Genomic DNA, 15,536 nt, shown 5'->3' with positions numbered 1-15,536 from the left:
TTTTGTGGCGAAAACCTACTGGAGCATAGGCTTCAGATAACGCCCTGTATGGGATGCCGGATTGTCCGCTACTTCCTCCGGCGTTCCCTCGGCAATAATCTGCCCTCCGCCAGAGCCACCCTCTGGTCCCAGGTCGACAATCCAGTCGGCCGTTTTGATCACGTCCAGGTTGTGTTCGATGACCACGATGGTGTTGCCGTGATCCCTCAGGCGTTCAAGGACGTTCAGCAACTGCTGTATATCGTAGAAGTGCAAACCGGTGGTGGGCTCGTCGAGGATGTACAGGGTTTTGCCGGTGTCGCGCTTGGACAGTTCCTTGGCCAGTTTTACCCGCTGGGCTTCACCACCCGATAGGGTGACCGCACTCTGTCCAAGACGGATGTAGGACAGGCCCACGTCCATGAGGGTTTGCAGTTTTCTGGCGATAAAGGGGACGGCATCGAAGAATTCCCGCCCTTCCTCTACGGTCATCTCCAGCACTTCGTTGATGTTCTTGCCCTTGTAGCGGACTTCCAGGGTCTCACGGTTGTAGCGTTTGCCTTTGCAGATGTCGCAGGGCACGTAGACATCGGGCAGGAAGTGCATTTCCACCTTGATTACGCCGTCGCCCTGGCAGGCTTCGCAGCGACCGCCCTTGACGTTGAAGGAAAATCGGCCGGGCTTGTAGCCGCGGGACCTGGCTTCCTGGGTGCCCGCGAAGAGTTCACGGATGGGGGTGAACAGGCCGGTGTAGGTGGCCGGGTTTGAGCGCGGCGTGCGCCCGATGGGGCTCTGGTCTATGTCGATAACTTTGTCCAGGTGGTCCAGGCCTTTGATGGTTTTATAGGGGGCGTGATTCAGGCTGGTGGCCTTGTTCAGTTTGGCGGCTGCTACCGGGTACAGGGTGCTGTTGATCAGGGTGGACTTGCCGGAACCGGATACTCCGGTCACACAGGTCATAATCCCCAATGGTAGCGAGAGGGTGACATCCTGCAGGTTGTTGCCAGTGGCGCCTGAGAGCACCAGATGTTGGCCGTTACCCTTGTTGCGGGTGGGTGGCACGGCAATTTCTTTCTCGCCGCTGAGGTATTGGCCGGTCATCGAGGCCGGGTTGGCAATGATTTCTTCCGGGGTGCCACGGGCGACGATTTCGCCGCCATGTACGCCGGCACCAGGGCCAATATCGATAACATAATCTGCGGCACGGATGGCGTCTTCGTCGTGCTCCACCACAATCACGGTATTACCGAGGTCCCGCAGATGGGTCAGGGTTGCCAGCAGTCGATCGTTATCGCGCTGGTGCAGGCCGATGGAGGGCTCGTCGAGGATGTACATGACGCCTACCAGGCCGGCACCGATCTGGCTGGCCAGGCGAATGCGCTGCGCCTCGCCGCCGGAGAGGGTATCGGCACTGCGTTCCAGGGTCAGATACTCGAGGCCGACATTGACCAGAAACTGTAAGCGTTCCCGGACTTCTTTCAGGATTTTTTCGGCAATTTCACCTTTTCGGCCTGGCAGGGCCAGCTCGCTGAAGTAGCGGTGGGCGTCGCCGACGGGCAGGTGAGTGATTTCCGGTAGCGTTCTTTCTTCGATGAAGACGTTGCGGGCGCCGCGGCGAAGCCGGCTGCCGCCGCAGTCTTTGCAGGGTTGGGTGCTCAGATTGCGGGCCAGTTCCTCGCGCATGCTTTGGGAGTCTGTCTCCCTGTAGCGGCGCTCCAGGTTCGGGAGAATGCCTTCAAAAGGGTGCGCCTTCTCCATGATCTGGCCGCGGGAATTGACGTATCGGAAGCTGATATCTTCGTTGCCAGAACCATAGAGCAGGGCCCGCTGAAAAGTTTCCGGTAAGTCTTCCCATGGAGTCTCGAGGTCTATGCCGTAATGTTCAGCCACGCTGGTAAGCATCTGGAAATAATAGACCGCGCGCCGGTCCCAGCCTTTGATCGCTCCGGAGGCCAGGGTCGCTTCCGGGTTCTGGATCACTTTCTCGGCATCGAAGAACTGACGAACACCCAGGCCATCACAGGTTGGGCAGGCGCCGGCGGGATTGTTGAAGGAGAACAGTTTGGGCTCAAGCTCACTGAGTGAGTAGCCGCACTGGGTACAGGCATAGCGGGCCGAGAAGGTTTGTTCTTCGCCGTCGCCGGACATCGGGGCGACCAGAGCGATGCCGTCGGCCAGTTCCAGGGCGGTTTCAAAGCTCTCTGCCAACCGCTGTTCAAGGCCCTCTTTGACCTTGAAGCGGTCTACCACGACATCAATCTGGTGTTTCCGTTTCTTGTCCAATGCGGGAACATCATCAATGTCATAAACCGTGCCGTCGATCCGAAGGCGGATAAAGCCCTGGCTGCGCATGGTGTCGATTACCTGGAGGTGTTCGCCTTTGCGGTCACGGATCACCGGTGCCAGGATCATCAGCTTGCTGCCTTCGGGCATGGCCAGAACCTGGTCCACCATCTGGCTTACGGTTTGCGCCTCCAGTGGCTGGCCGTGGTCAGGGCAGCGGGGCTCGCCGGACCGGGCGAAAAGCAGGCGCAGGTAATCGTAGATCTCAGTGATGGTGCCAACAGTTGAGCGCGGATTATGGGATGTGGACTTCTGTTCAATGGAAATGGCGGGTGACAGGCCTTCGATGTGGTCAACATCGGGTTTTTCCATCATCGACAGGAATTGCCGCGCGTAGGTAGACAAAGACTCTACATACCGGCGCTGTCCTTCGGCGTAGAGGGTGTCGAAGGCCAGTGAGGATTTTCCTGAACCTGACAGCCCGGTGATGACAATGAGTTTGTCTCTTGGCATATCCAGGTCGATGTTCTTCAGGTTGTGCGTGCGTGCGCCTTTGATCTGGATATGGTCCATAACACCTCGCTTGAGTAAAACCACCATTATATCGTTTTCGGTAGCCCCCGGCGAAACTGGTGTTGTGCCGTCAGGGGGATGCTGCCCTGGGTAGTCCCTCACCCGGGGCGCATCTGGTACAATGCGCCGCTTGCAGTCAACGGCTGCCTTCCCAATTTTTCAATCCGGCACGGGTAAGCATGAACGCGCTTGAAAAACGCTCTGTTACGGCTTTGGCCTCGGTGTACGCAATGCGTATGCTTGGCCTGTTCATGGTCATGCCGGTGTTCGTGTTGCTCGGTAGTGATCTGCAGGGCGCAACGCCAGCACTCATTGGTTTGGCGATTGGGGCCTATGGTCTCAGTCAGGCCCTGTTGCAGATTCCGTTCGGCTTGCTGTCTGACCGGGTTGGCCGCAAGCGGATGATCTATATCGGGCTGGTGCTGTTCGCCGCTGGAAGCCTGCTGGCAGCCTCCACGGATTCCATATACGTTGTGATTGCCGGACGGATTCTTCAGGGGGCAGGCGCGATTGCCAGCGTGTTGATGGCCTTGCTGAGTGACCTGACCCGGGAAGAGGAGCGCACCAAGGCAATGGCCCTGGTAGGTATTTCCATTGGTCTTTCGTTTTCGGTGTCACTGGTGGTTGGGCCTCTGTTGGGGGCGGTCTGGGGATTGTCCGGCATTTTCTATGTAACGGCAGCTATGGCGTTGGTTGCTCTGGTTGTCGTGGCTAAAGTGGTGCCTACGCCTCATGCCCATAAAGTCAGCGCGGATACCCATCCCGCGAGGGAAATGGTCGGTCGGGTGCTGCGAGATGGTCGCCTGTTGCGCCTGGACTTCGGTATCTTCGTCCTCCATTTTGCCCTGACAGCGCTGTTTCTGGTGTTTCCCACCATGCTTCAGGATCAGTTGGGGCTGGCCAGCGCTTCCCATTGGTGGTTCTACCTGACGGTGATGGTGACATCCTTCTTCGCCATGGTGCCGTTTATCATCATTGGCGAGAAAAAGCGCGTGATGAAACCGGTGCTTTGCGGTGCCATCGCCCTGCTTTCGCTGGCAACGGCCGCACTGACCGGTGTGGAGCAGAGTCTCTGGCTGGCCTGGGGCGTATTGTTCTTCTTCTTCATGGCGTTTAACCTCCTGGAAGCGAGCTTGCCCTCGTTGATCAGCAAAGAAGCTCCGGCCGCCAGCAAGGGGACCGCGATGGGGGTTTACTCGACGTCGCAGTTTTTTGGTGCGTTTCTCGGCGGTGCCTTGGGCGGTTACTTGCTACAATCGGCCGGCCTGGAAGGCGTTCTCTGGTTAATGGCCGGTGGTTTGGCTACCTGGTTTCTGGTAGCGCTGACGATGCCAGCGCCGAATTACACCACGAGCTTTGTGGTTGAGCTGGAGCGGGTGGTGCCTGCCGGTTTTGATGAGATTGATGAGATATTGCGCCGCCTGCCCGGTGTACAGGACGTGGTGATTGTGGAAGACGCGGCAACCGCTTACCTCAAGGTGGACCGCCAGCAATTTCACGAAGATCAGCTTGCGCACTTTGAATTTGTGCGGCAGGGTAAGGGTTCTTAAACAAGGGGCGCGTGCAGGGAAGGCATGTGTTCAGGAAAAACGATCAGGAGCAGAAGATGGCACGAGGCATTAACAAGGTAATTCTCATTGGTAATCTGGGGCAGGATCCGGATACCCGCTACACCCCGAACGGCAACGCGGTTGTGAACCTTAACCTGGCTACCGATGAAAGCTACAAGGATCGACAGACCGGACAGCTGGTGCCAAGAACCGAGTGGCACCGCGTTGTTCTGTTTGGCAAGGTTGCGGAAGTGGCCGGCCAGTATCTGCGTAAAGGTTCCAAGGTGTATATCGAAGGCCGCCTGCAAACCCGCAAATGGCAGAATAAAGAAGGGCAGGACGTATACACTACCGAGATTGTGGTGGATATCAACGGCCAGATGCAGATGCTGGACAGCCGCGGGGGCGAAGGCGGCATGAACCAGGGCGCCCCTCAGGGTCGGCCACAGCAGCAACCGCAGGGTCAGTATAATGCACCGCCCCAGCAACAGGGTGGCCAGGCGCAGCAGCCGTCGGGGGGGTATAACCCTCAGGGGCAGCAGGCCGGTGGCATGCCTGAGCCGATTGATGATTTTGATGACGACATTCCGTTCTGAATGTGACCCAGGTCATCGCCAACGAAAAAGCCCGTGCTCAGCGCGGGCTTTTTTGTTAACGAGTTGCAAAATTTCCGTGAAATCAGCCGATGAAACGTAGAGTTACGTTCACTTTCTCAACTATCATGTAAGCCTGTGTAAAAAGTGCCGATAATTTAAACACCTTGTGCGGCCCGGCCGGCAGCAGAGCTGCGGTCACGACCTGGGAATCCATGATCCTGAACCTTGTAACGATTTTGCAAAAACTGATCCGCCGCAAGCCTTTGGGCCAGCCGGTGTGTCTTGAGGTGCGCCCAGACGGTATTGCTTGGGCCAGAGCTTCTGCTTCGTCCGGTCAGTCGGTGGGCTTTGTTGAGTGCGTGCCTGCCAAACGGCAGGAAACGCTCAACAAGCTGGTGGATGAGCAGGGCTGGACAGGTGTGGCTGCGGTGCTAGTTCTGCCCATTGATCAATATCAGGTGTTTCAGGTTGAGCGTCCGGAGGGTGTCGAGGACAGTGAGTTGGCCGACGCGCTCAAGTGGAAGCTCAAAGACTTCCTGGATTTCAGCCCGGGCGACGCCGTGTCGGATGTATTTGCTTTTCCGGAAGACGCGTCCCGCGGGCGTGGCCCGCTGGTAAACGTTGTTGCAGCCCGCAAGTCGCTGGTTCGTGAACTGATTGGTCTGGTTGCCGGTGCAGGCCTTGAACTGGATCGAATCGATATAGCCGAACTGGCGCTTCGAAACCTGGCGGCTCGCCTGGATCAGTCGAATCGGGGTGTGGCTCTGGTTCACCTCCGTGATCGCTATGGCCAGATGGTTATCTGCCAGGGCAACACCCTGTATCTCTCCCGGCGTCTTGAGTTGTCTTATGATGATCTGCGAGATGCCTCCAGTCAGGAGAATGCCGTGCAGTCTCTGGCACTGGAGATTCAGCGTTCCATGGACTATTTCGAAAGCCAGCTCGGCCAGGTGCCACCTTCAACCATCCAACTGGTCGCCCGGGATTCGGTACTGCCGCTGAATTCCATGCTGTCGTCCTACATGGCGGCGGGTATCGAGGTGCCCGAGTGGAGCCAGTTTGGTTTGTCTGACGCGCTTGATAGTCGATGCCTGCCCGCCTGGAGTGCGGCGCTTGGCCAGTGGAGTCGGGCATGATCAATCAACAGGTGAACCTGTATACCCCGGAACTTCGCCCCACCAGGCAGCGGCTGCACGCCGGTACTGCGGGTACGATGGTGGGGATCGTGCTGGTCATGCTTGTGGCCGCAATGGCTTTCGGCCGCTGGCACAATCAGGCCCTGGAGCAGCAGGTAGAGCGACTTGAACAACAGAATCGGAACCTGGAGTCGGCGGTTGCCAGCATGGCTGGTCAGGTTCAGGCCCGGCAGCCAGACGCTGACCTGGAAGCGTCGCTGGCGCGGATCACAGAGACCATTGCCCGCCGGCAGCGCCTGCTTGAGCGGGTGGAGGGGCTGGCAACCCACAACCATGGTGGTTTTTCCGGGAGGCTTTCGGCGCTGGCCCGCCAGGTGCCAGAGGATCTGTGGCTGACAGCTGTGCGCTTGCAGTCGCTTCCTTCCACCATGCGTCTTGAAGGCAGAACCCGGTCGGCCGAGCTGGTTCCCGGCTACCTTGCGCGTCTGGGCGAAGAGCCGGCGTTTACAGGTGAAACTTTTGGTGATTTTTGGTTGCAGCGGCCCGATGCCGAAGCCGATCGCCAATGGGTAGAGTTTCGTGTTGCAACAGAGCCGGGCGGGGAGTCGATGAGATGAGCAGGTTCACAGATTCATTGGCCACGACGGCCCAATGGTATAACGATCGCCCGGTTCGCGAGCGGGTTTTGATCGTTGTGACCGCCTGTGTGCTGGTTTTCGTGGCCGGCTGGGAACTGTTGGTGACCCCGGTGGAAACCCGGCAGCAGCAACTCAATAACCGTGTGCAGGCGCTAACGGCCACACAGAACAGTCTGCTCAGCCAGCAGGAAACCCTCAGTAATCAGTTGGCCAGCGACCCGTCTGAAGAATTGCGTCAGCGCCTGGCGACACGGCAAAACCGTCTGGAGCGGCTGGACCAGCAGATCACCGAAACCACCGGGCAGTTGATCGCACCCCGGGACATGGTCACGCTGTTGCGGGATATGCTCTCGGCTCAGCAGGGCTTGCAGTTGGAGTCCATGATATTGCGCAAGCCAACACCGGTTTATGATGGTGCCCAGCCAGAGGCCGGGGATCGACAGGCCGCAGAACCGTTGCTTTTTGCTCATGATGTGGAGCTGACCGTCCGTGGAGGTTATCTCGAGGTGCTGTCGTATCTGCAGCGGCTGGAAGCCATGGACGAGCGCCTGGGATGGATGCAGTTGGACTATCAGGCCGGTGCCTGGCCCAAGGGTGAAGCTACCATCCGGGTGCGTACCTTGAGCCTCGATGCCGCCTGGCTGGGAGTTTGAGATGGCACATCCTTTGTTCAGAGGTTTGACGATTATGCTGGTGTCGCTGGCCTCGCTCCAGGCCTATGCCTTGCAAGATCCGACCCGGCCTCCCGGTGCTGACTCGCAGTCGGTGGTGGCATCGCCGGAGCGGGAGATCCGGCTGGGCTCGATCCTGTTGGGCAAGGAACGGCGTATTGCCGTTATTGAGGGGGTGGCCCTGAAAGAGGGCGACAGCCACGACAACATCCGTGTGCGCCGTATCTTTAAGGATCGGGTGGAAGTAACAGATCGCGGCCAAGCCAGAACCCTGTATCCGGAACCGCTCCCCCAGGTGCGGAGAACGCCATGACAGACAGTCGGACCATGATGACAACATTCAGACCTCTCGCAGCCGCCATGATTTCATTGGCACTGGTTGCCTGTGCCAACAACCCGTTGATGCGCACTTCAGCGGCGACTTCAACAGACGTAGCCGACCAGATTGATCAAGCGCTGGCCGAGGCGCAGCGGCAGACCCCTGCCCCCGGCGGTGCATCCGGTGGGCCGGGCCAGGCATCGGCGGCGGATATCAGCAGTCAGCTGTTGCCGCCACTGTCCAGCGCCCGGGAGCAGGATGAACGCTTTGATGTGAACGCCCGGGGCATCCCCGCTGCCAGCTTCTTCGAAGCGCTGGTGGAGGGCACCCGATACAACGCTGTGGTCCATCCAGGCGTTACGGCTCTGGTTGATCTGCGCCTGAGCGATGTCACCGTGCCGGAGGTGATGGACATTGCCGCGGACTTGTACGGCCTGGATATCCAGCGCAATGGCCGGCTGTTCCGGGTGGCGGAAGACCAGGTACAGACGCGGTTGTTTCCGATCGATTATCTTCACTTCAAGCGCCGTGGTGGCTCTGAAACCCGTGTCAGTTCGGGCCAGGTCAGCAGCGCCCGGGCCAACGGCAATAGCAGCGCCAACGCCAATTCCAGCACCGGTAACGAAACACGAAACCTGGTAGGTACCACCATTTCGACCGATACCGAGTCTGACTTCTGGCGGGATATTCGCCAGACGGTGGCTATGATCGTGGGTAACGATGGTCAGGTGGTGGTGAACCCCGGTGCCGGCCTGGTGATGGTTCGGGCGGGCGCTGACGATTTGCGAATGGTGGAGGATTACCTTCACCGGACGGAGCTGATCATGCAACGCCAGGTTGTTCTCGAAGCGAAAATCCTGGAAGTTACCCTGAACGAGGGTTACCAGCAGGGCATTAACTGGGCCGACGTACAGAGCTCTGCCGGCCGTGCTGACTATTTCACCGCGCAGTCTTTGGGGGGGCAGCCGATCCGCACCCCGGATATTGGCGGGTTGTTCTCCGCCACAGTGAGCGCCGGCGATTTTACAGGCCTGATCCAACTGTTGGGCCAGCAGGGTAACGTTCAGATTCTGTCCAGCCCGAGAATCTCTACCATCAATAACCAGAAAGCCGTTATCAAAGTAGGTACTGACGAGTTCTTCGTGACCGATATTGATTTCAACGACAACAACTCGGCCGTGACCGCCACCGACAGAACCTCGACCTCGGTGGAGCTGACACCGTTCTTCTCCGGTATTTCTCTGGACGTTACTCCACAGATTTCCGACAGCGGCGCGATAACACTGCACGTACACCCGTCAGTCAGCGAAGTGAATGACCAGGAAAAGGTCATCACCATCGGCGAGCGGGATGTCACCTTGCCTCTGGCGCGCAGCACCGTGCGTGAGACAGACAGTGTTATTCGCGCAGAAAGCGGGCAGATCGTGGTGATCGGTGGTTTGATTCAGGACACCAGTGAAGACACCACCTCTGCCGTACCCTTCTTCAGCGACATTCCGCTGGTGGGTGAATTGTTCAAGCAGCGTCGCTTTGAATCCCGCAAGAGCGAGCTGGTCATCCTGATACGGCCAGTGGTGGCGAACGCCGGCCAGATGCAGGCGGATGTTCAGGCCAGCCGGGAGCGGATGAGCGTGCTGAGGGATCTGCTGAACTCGGCTGAGTCGGTCAAGCCCCAGGCGGAGACGGCCCCTCGCTGATGTACGAAAGCCACTTTGGACTGCAGGAAGCACCGTTCGCACTGACGCCAAACACCCGGTATTTCCTCCGGGCGCCCAGCCATGCCGACGCTCTGGAACTGCTATTGGTGGCGCTTCAGCAGCGGGAAGGCTTTATCAAGGTGACCGGTGAAGTGGGCACCGGCAAGACGCTGCTCTGCCGCTTGCTGCTCAACGAACTGGACAAGACCGCCTGCACCGCCTACATCCCCAATCCAAACTTGCCGCCCGAGACGCTCTATGAGGCAGTTGCAGAGGAGTTGGGTGTCGACGTAGCGGGTTGCAACAACGGCCACCAGATTCTCAAGGCACTGAACCAGCGATTGATTGCTCTGGCCATGGAACAAAGCCCGGCGGTACTGGTGATTGATGAAGCCCAGGCCATGCCGGAAGAAACCATTGAAGCGCTGCGGCTGCTGACCAACCTGGAAACCGAAAGCACCCGGCTGTTGCAGATTGTGCTGTTTGGCCAGCCGGAACTGGATACCTTGCTGGCGAAGGACAGCCTTCGCCAGTTGCGCCAGAGAATTACCTTCCAGACCCGGCTGCAGCCACTGGGCCAGGATTCCGTAGCCCAGTATCTTCGGCATCGTCTCGCCCAGGCCGGCTACAACGGAGCGGACATTTTTGCTCCGGCAGCATTAAAAGTCATCTGGCGCTCATCCGGCGGTATTCCCCGGCTGGTCAATGTCCTGGCCCATAAGTCCATGCTGGCGGCCTGGGGGCGGGGCGAGCGGCAAGTAGCCAGAAAGCACGCTCTGCAAGCGGTGAAAGACACAGAAAGTGCGCGCCCGGTTGGCTGGTTCCGGAGGTGGGTGTGAGTTTGCTGAACGATGCCCTGCGGGCTGCCGAGGAACGCCAGAATCAGAACCGTGTGGCCGGCGCCTATACTGGCCAGCCGATGGCTCAGAGTGCAGGGCGGTCCCGGGCGCCGGTGATCATTCTATTGATTCTGGCACTGGCGCTGATCAGTGGCGCGATCGCCTGGTGGTTGCTGTCGGGTGATTCGGAAGAGCCGGCTGTTGTCGCCACCGTCGAGCCGACGCCTGAACGGAAGGAAATGACTGAGACAACCGCTCAGCCGCAGGCAATTGTTGAACCTGTGCTTGCTGAGCCTGCAGCCAGAACCGAACCATCGACGCCTGCTGCTCCGCCTGTCGAGGTGGCGCTGGTAACCGAGACTGCGCCGGAGCCATTGAGGCCGACCGATAGGGAACCCGCAGCGGCCGAGAGTGAGCCCGACGTTATCCAGGCGGCGCAAACTCAGCCACAACCCTCTGCGCCTGAGGCGCACACCGAGAGCCGGGCCCCGGAAACATCGGTAAAACAGCAACGGGAAACACCGGAAGCGGTGGACCTGCGTACCAGTCGTGAATTGGCAAGTATGTTGGCATCGGGCCGTAATGGTGAGGCTGAACGGATCCTGGCGGAACTGACCGACCGTCAGCCAGCCCCACAAAGCCGGGAAACTTTTGCCCGGGAAATGCTGGTACTGGATATGCCCGGGCGAGCCCTGGAGTGGTTGCCGGATTCCGTGACCAAAGAGTATACCGGCTTGAGATTGCTGAAAGCCCGGGCCCAATTAGCGCAGGGTGACCTAACCCTGGCGCTGGCCACCCTGCAGGCCCGCGTGCCACCGGTGGCCGAGCAAGTTGAATATCGTATTACCCTGGCAACCCTCTTACAGCAGGCCGGAGAGGCAGACGAATCCGCTGGCCACTGGTCGGAGTTGATTGCCCACGATGACAGCCAGGGCGCCTGGTGGCTGGGCCTGGCCATTGCGCTGGAAACTGGCGGGCGCAACCGAAGTGCGCTTCAGGCCTATACCCAGGCTGCGGCCATGCCCGGATTATCCGCCTCGCTGGCGGACTACGCACGGCAACGCATCTCAGTCTTGCAGGCGGAATCATGAGTACGGAACCGAAAAAGAAAATCCGCATAGGCGACCTGCTGGTTCAGAATGACGTCATCACTGAACAACAGCTGATGACCGCCCTGCGTGAGCAGAAAAGTACCGGGCGAAAGCTGGGGCGTACCCTGATTGATCTGGGGTACGTGGACGAGGATAACCTGCTCAACATTCTGTCTCGCCAGTTAGACGTGCCCTTTGTTCAGCTGCGCCACTACCAGTTCAACAACGAACTGGTGAAAAAGCTGCCGGAAGCCATGGCCCGCCGATTCCGGGCCATTGTGCTGGCGGAGCAGGGCGGTGAGTTGCTGGTGGGCATGGCCGACCCGCTGGATATCTTCGCCTACGACGAACTGGTACGGGTGCTCAAGCAGCCCATCAAACAGGCGGTGGTCCGGGAAAGCGAACTGCTGAATACGCTCGACCTGGTCTACCGCCGCACTGATGAAATCGCCTCCCTGGCAGAAGAACTGGAAGACGAGCTGGGTGATGACGCATTCGACCTGGCAGACTTGTCAGCGGAGTCCGAGAGCGCCGACGCACCGGTGGTCAAACTGCTGCAGACCCTGTTCGAAGATGCTGTGCAGGCCAGAAGCTCGGATATCCATATCGAGCCCGACGAGACCGTCGTGCGCATTCGCCAGCGGATTGATGGCGTACTGCAAGAGCAGGTGATGAAAGAAAAGCGCGTGAATGCTGCGCTTGTTCTGCGCCTGAAGCTGATGGCCGGGCTCAATATCTCAGAGAAACGCCTGCCCCAGGATGGCCGCTTCAACGTGCGTGTGAAAGGCCGCAGCATTGATGTGCGGGTATCTACCATGCCGGTTCAGTACGGCGAATCGGTGGTAATGCGTTTGCTGGATCAGAGCCAGGGCACCCTCGACCTGGAAAGCACCGGCATGCCGCCGCACCTGCTGGAGCGATTCCGCAAGCTGATCAAAAAACCCCACGGCATGATTCTGGTCACCGGCCCCACCGGCAGTGGTAAAACCACTACCCTGTACGGTGCCCTGACAGAGTTGAACAAGGCGGAAGTGAAGATCATCACCGCCGAAGACCCGGTGGAATACCGATTGCCGCGCATCACGCAGGTGCAGGTAAACCCGAAAATCGGGCTGGAGTTCGCCACGGTGTTGCGCTCTGCCCTGCGACAAGACCCGGACATCATCCTCGTAGGCGAAATGCGGGACCATGAAACCGTGGAAATCGGCCTGCGTGCCGCCATGACCGGCCACCTGGTGTTGTCTACCCTGCACACCAACGATTCCATCAGCAGTGCCATGCGTTTGATCGATATGGGCGCCGAGCCGTTTCTGGTGGCCAGCTCCCTGCTGGGCGTGGTGGCCCAGCGGCTGGTGCGCCGGGTGTGTGACAACTGTAAGGAAACCTACCAGCCCACCGAGCAGGAACTGGTGTGGCTGCAGTCTTTCGACCTGGAGCCACTGGATATCGAGGCCGGCTTTGTGCACGGCCGCGGCTGCTACCAATGCAGCAACACCGGTTACAAGGGCCGGGTGGGCGTTTACGAAATGCTGGAAATGAACGAAGACATGCTGGATGCCCTGCGCAGAAAAGATGTGTCTGATTTTACCCGGGCTGCCCGCAGGAGCCCGTTGTTCCGACCGCTTGGCCAGTGCGCCATGGATTATGCCCTGCAGGGCGTGACCTCTTTACAAGAGGTTGCACGGGTGGCGGCAACCACCGAAGGAGTATTGCTGGAAGGTGACGACCTGTCTGCCGACAGCGCCATAGGGGTAGACGACTGATGCAGTTCAGCTACCGGGGTAAAGACAACCGTGGGGTTGTCCAGCAGGGTTCACTGACCGCCGCCAATGTGGATGCGGCAGCCAGCGAGCTGATGCGCCGTGGTATTACCCCTTTGGCCATTCAGGAACAGGTGCAAACCCAATCCGGCATGGACCGGGTAAATAACCTGGCCATCTTCCGGAAAAAAGTAACGCTGGATGAACTGATCGTATTCTGCCGGCAAATGCATGCGCTTACCAAAGCGGGCATCCCGCTGATCCGCACCATGCGTGGGTTGGCGGAAACCTCCCGTTCACCGGTTCTGGCCGAGGTGCTGGAAGACATCACCAATCGCCTGGAAGGTGGTAACACCATGGCTACGGCTATGCAGGCGCACCCGAAAGTATTCTCCGACCTGTTCATTGCCATGATTCATGTGGGCGAAAATACGGGCATGCTGGATGACGCGTTCAAGCGACTGTCGGAAATCCTGGAACTGGAACGGGACACCAAACGCCGGGTAAAACAGGCATTGCGATACCCCACCTTTGTGGTGGTGGCCCTGCTTGCTGCCCTGATGGTGGTGAACTTCCTCGTCATTCCCCGGTTTGCCTCGGTGTTCAGCCGCATGGGGGCCGACTTGCCCTTCCTGACCCAGGTCTTGGTGGGTACGTCTAACTTCCTGCTCAATTACTGGTATGTGATGTTGTTTGGTTTCGCCGCTGCCGGAGTGCTCGTGCGCCAGTGGAAGCAGACAGAACAGGGGCGGGAAATCTGGGACCGCTACAAACTGAAGCTCCCGATTATCGGCCCGCTTCTGGAACTGATTACCCTCAGCCGGTTTGCCCGTAACTTTGCCACCATGCTGAAAGCCGGTATGCCGGTGACTCACGCTTTGACCGTGGTCGCCGATGCCACAGACAACGCCTGGATAGCGCACCACATCAAGGATATGCGCCTCGGGATAGAGCGCGGCGAAAGCCTGCTGCGAACCGCCCGCGCCAGCGAAATGTTCACCCCGCTGATCCTGCAGATGATTGCCGTGGGGGAAGAAACCGGCTCGGTGGATGACATGCTCAACAACGTGGCGGATTTCTACGACGAGGACGTGGACTACGGCCTGAAACGGCTGGCGGAATCCATCGAACCCATCCTGATTGTGGCCATGGGCATCCTGGTACTGATATTGGCGCTGGGGGTGTTCCTGCCCATCTGGGATCTGGGAGCTGCCGCCATGGGGCGCGGCTAGTGCGCGAGCCCGCATGGTCTTCCGGCAATGGGCTGGCTAACGCCCGGCGCCTGCGGTTGTTTGTGGCCCTGCTGGTGTTGTTCACTCTCTGGTGGGTATTGCTGGGCAAACTGGAAGGCGAGCTGCAGCGGGCGGAACAACAGAGCGTGAACATGGTGTTGAGTCAGTTGCGCTCGGCACTGGTGGTGAAAGGGGCCGAAACCATGCTGAGCCGGCAGGGCAGTCTGGAAGAGCTGGAAGGGCGTAACCCCTTCGGCTGGCTGGACCACCAATGGCCCATGTACGCGGGCATATGTAGCGATGGGGGGGCGAAGCAAGGTGACTGGTGCTTTCGCCTCGGGCAACAAAAAGAAACAGGCGAAGTTGGCAAAGGTTGGTTAATTTATAACCCAAAGCAGCCGATAACCATTGAGGGGCAGCTTGCAGAACCTGGCCAACCCCTCGCCTGGACAGTGACAACCGAATTTGCAAACTGCAGCCGGAATAACCTGCGGGAGCAAGCACAGCGGCCCACCGGCCTGAAGCTGGCACCGGTGCCGTTGACAGAAACCACAGTGAGCGGGCAGGACGCCAGCCGCTGACGGGATAACACGACAGATCACAGGCAAGGGGCTGAGGAATGATGAAGTACAACAGCAAGCAAAAACAAAAGGGTTTTACCCTGATCGAGCTGGTGGTGGTGATTGCCATCCTGGCTATACTGGCTGCGTTTGCGCTGCCCAGGTTTGCGCAGCTTTCGGAGCAGGCGCATCAGGCGAGTATTAAGGGTACCGCCGGGGCGTTGAGTGCGGGTGTGGCTTTGGCTAAGGCTCAGTGGGTGGCGAATGGCCAGACTGGAGCGGTGAGTGCTGTTGATGGTTTTGGTGATGGCAATGTGGCCGTTAATGGAAATGGTTGGGCCACCTCAACTGACGGAACGACCACAGCGCCGGACCAGGCGCGCTGCGTACAGATCTGGCGGGGCCTGATGCAGTCCAACGCTCCGACCATCGACCAGCGCTCAGCCGCTAACGCCAACGCGGAGTATTGGGCCTCTGTGACCAACACCACCGCATGCGAATACGAGTACCAGCTTGATGGCCAGAACAGCACCATCACCTACGACACCGCTGACGGCTCCGTAGTGACCGTCATCAACTGATATCGAAAAACGATTTTGAGTAGACCCCAGA

At 59.0% G+C, this 15,536-nt stretch carries 14 protein-coding genes; 13 read left to right on the top strand and 1 reads right to left on the bottom strand.

The features are described from left to right. Positions 1-15: 15 nt before the first annotated feature. A complete protein-coding gene (gene uvrA, locus ABIE59_RS10830; RefSeq protein WP_354446806.1) occupies positions 16-2,835 on the bottom strand; it encodes an excinuclease ABC subunit UvrA in 2,820 nt (939 codons plus the stop codon). Positions 2,836-3,014: 179 nt separating this feature from the next. On the opposite strand from uvrA, the gene ABIE59_RS10825 reads away from it, so the two are divergent. The 13 genes from ABIE59_RS10825 to ABIE59_RS10765 all read left to right on the top strand — a co-directional run bounded on the left by ABIE59_RS10825 (position 3,015) and on the right by ABIE59_RS10765 (position 15,505). Further along, complete coding sequence (locus ABIE59_RS10825) at positions 3,015-4,385, top strand: MFS transporter (protein WP_354446804.1); 1,371 nt, start codon at positions 3,015-3,017, stop codon at positions 4,383-4,385. A 56-nt stretch (positions 4,386-4,441) separates the two neighbouring features. Then, positions 4,442-4,981 (top strand): single-stranded DNA-binding protein, encoded by a 540-nt coding sequence (ssb, locus tag ABIE59_RS10820; RefSeq protein WP_354446802.1) that lies wholly within the window; start codon positions 4,442-4,444, stop codon positions 4,979-4,981. Between the two features lie 212 nt (positions 4,982-5,193). Then, on the top strand, positions 5,194-6,117 hold the full coding sequence (locus tag ABIE59_RS10815) for a biogenesis protein MshI (protein WP_354446800.1): 924 nt from the start codon (positions 5,194-5,196) through the stop codon (positions 6,115-6,117). Next, positions 6,114-6,734, top strand: a complete 621-nt coding sequence (locus ABIE59_RS10810) for a PilN domain-containing protein (protein WP_354446798.1) — start codon at positions 6,114-6,116, stop codon at positions 6,732-6,734. The genes ABIE59_RS10815 and ABIE59_RS10810 overlap by 4 nt, the downstream gene beginning before the upstream one ends. Beyond that, a complete protein-coding gene (locus ABIE59_RS10805) occupies positions 6,731-7,408 on the top strand; it encodes a type II secretion system protein GspM (RefSeq protein ID WP_354446796.1) in 678 nt (225 codons plus the stop codon). The genes ABIE59_RS10810 and ABIE59_RS10805 overlap by 4 nt, the downstream gene beginning before the upstream one ends. A gap of 1 nt (position 7,409) precedes the next feature. Then, complete coding sequence (locus ABIE59_RS10800; RefSeq protein ID WP_354446794.1) at positions 7,410-7,739, top strand: hypothetical protein; 330 nt, start codon at positions 7,410-7,412, stop codon at positions 7,737-7,739. Continuing rightward, on the top strand, positions 7,736-9,442 hold the full coding sequence (mshL, locus tag ABIE59_RS10795) for a pilus (MSHA type) biogenesis protein MshL (protein WP_354446792.1): 1,707 nt from the start codon (positions 7,736-7,738) through the stop codon (positions 9,440-9,442). Before ABIE59_RS10800 ends, mshL begins: the two co-directional genes overlap by 4 nt. Continuing rightward, positions 9,442-10,281, top strand: coding sequence for an ExeA family protein (locus ABIE59_RS10790; protein WP_354446790.1), 840 nt, complete (start codon positions 9,442-9,444; stop codon positions 10,279-10,281). Before mshL ends, ABIE59_RS10790 begins: the two co-directional genes overlap by 1 nt. Then, positions 10,278-11,372 (top strand): tetratricopeptide repeat protein, encoded by a 1,095-nt coding sequence (locus ABIE59_RS10785; RefSeq protein ID WP_354446788.1) that lies wholly within the window; start codon positions 10,278-10,280, stop codon positions 11,370-11,372. Before ABIE59_RS10790 ends, ABIE59_RS10785 begins: the two co-directional genes overlap by 4 nt. Then, a complete protein-coding gene (locus ABIE59_RS10780; protein WP_354446786.1) occupies positions 11,369-13,135 on the top strand; it encodes a GspE/PulE family protein in 1,767 nt (588 codons plus the stop codon). Before ABIE59_RS10785 ends, ABIE59_RS10780 begins: the two co-directional genes overlap by 4 nt. Beyond that, on the top strand, positions 13,135-14,364 hold the full coding sequence (locus ABIE59_RS10775; protein WP_058090017.1) for a type II secretion system F family protein: 1,230 nt from the start codon (positions 13,135-13,137) through the stop codon (positions 14,362-14,364). Before ABIE59_RS10780 ends, ABIE59_RS10775 begins: the two co-directional genes overlap by 1 nt. Then, positions 14,364-14,945, top strand: a complete 582-nt coding sequence (locus ABIE59_RS10770; RefSeq protein WP_354446783.1) for a hypothetical protein — start codon at positions 14,364-14,366, stop codon at positions 14,943-14,945. Before ABIE59_RS10775 ends, ABIE59_RS10770 begins: the two co-directional genes overlap by 1 nt. A 38-nt stretch (positions 14,946-14,983) precedes the next feature. After that, entirely contained in the window at positions 14,984-15,505 is a 522-nt protein-coding gene (locus ABIE59_RS10765) for a prepilin-type N-terminal cleavage/methylation domain-containing protein (protein WP_354446781.1), read from the top strand. Positions 15,506-15,536: the final 31 nt, after the last annotated feature.

Origin of the sequence: Marinobacter sp. MBR-99, assembly GCF_040547575.1 — a bacterium.
GTDB lineage: Bacteria > Pseudomonadota > Gammaproteobacteria > Pseudomonadales > Oleiphilaceae > Marinobacter.
Note: the sequence above shows the minus strand (reverse complement) of the source record. Positions and strands in the feature narration are given on the sequence as shown.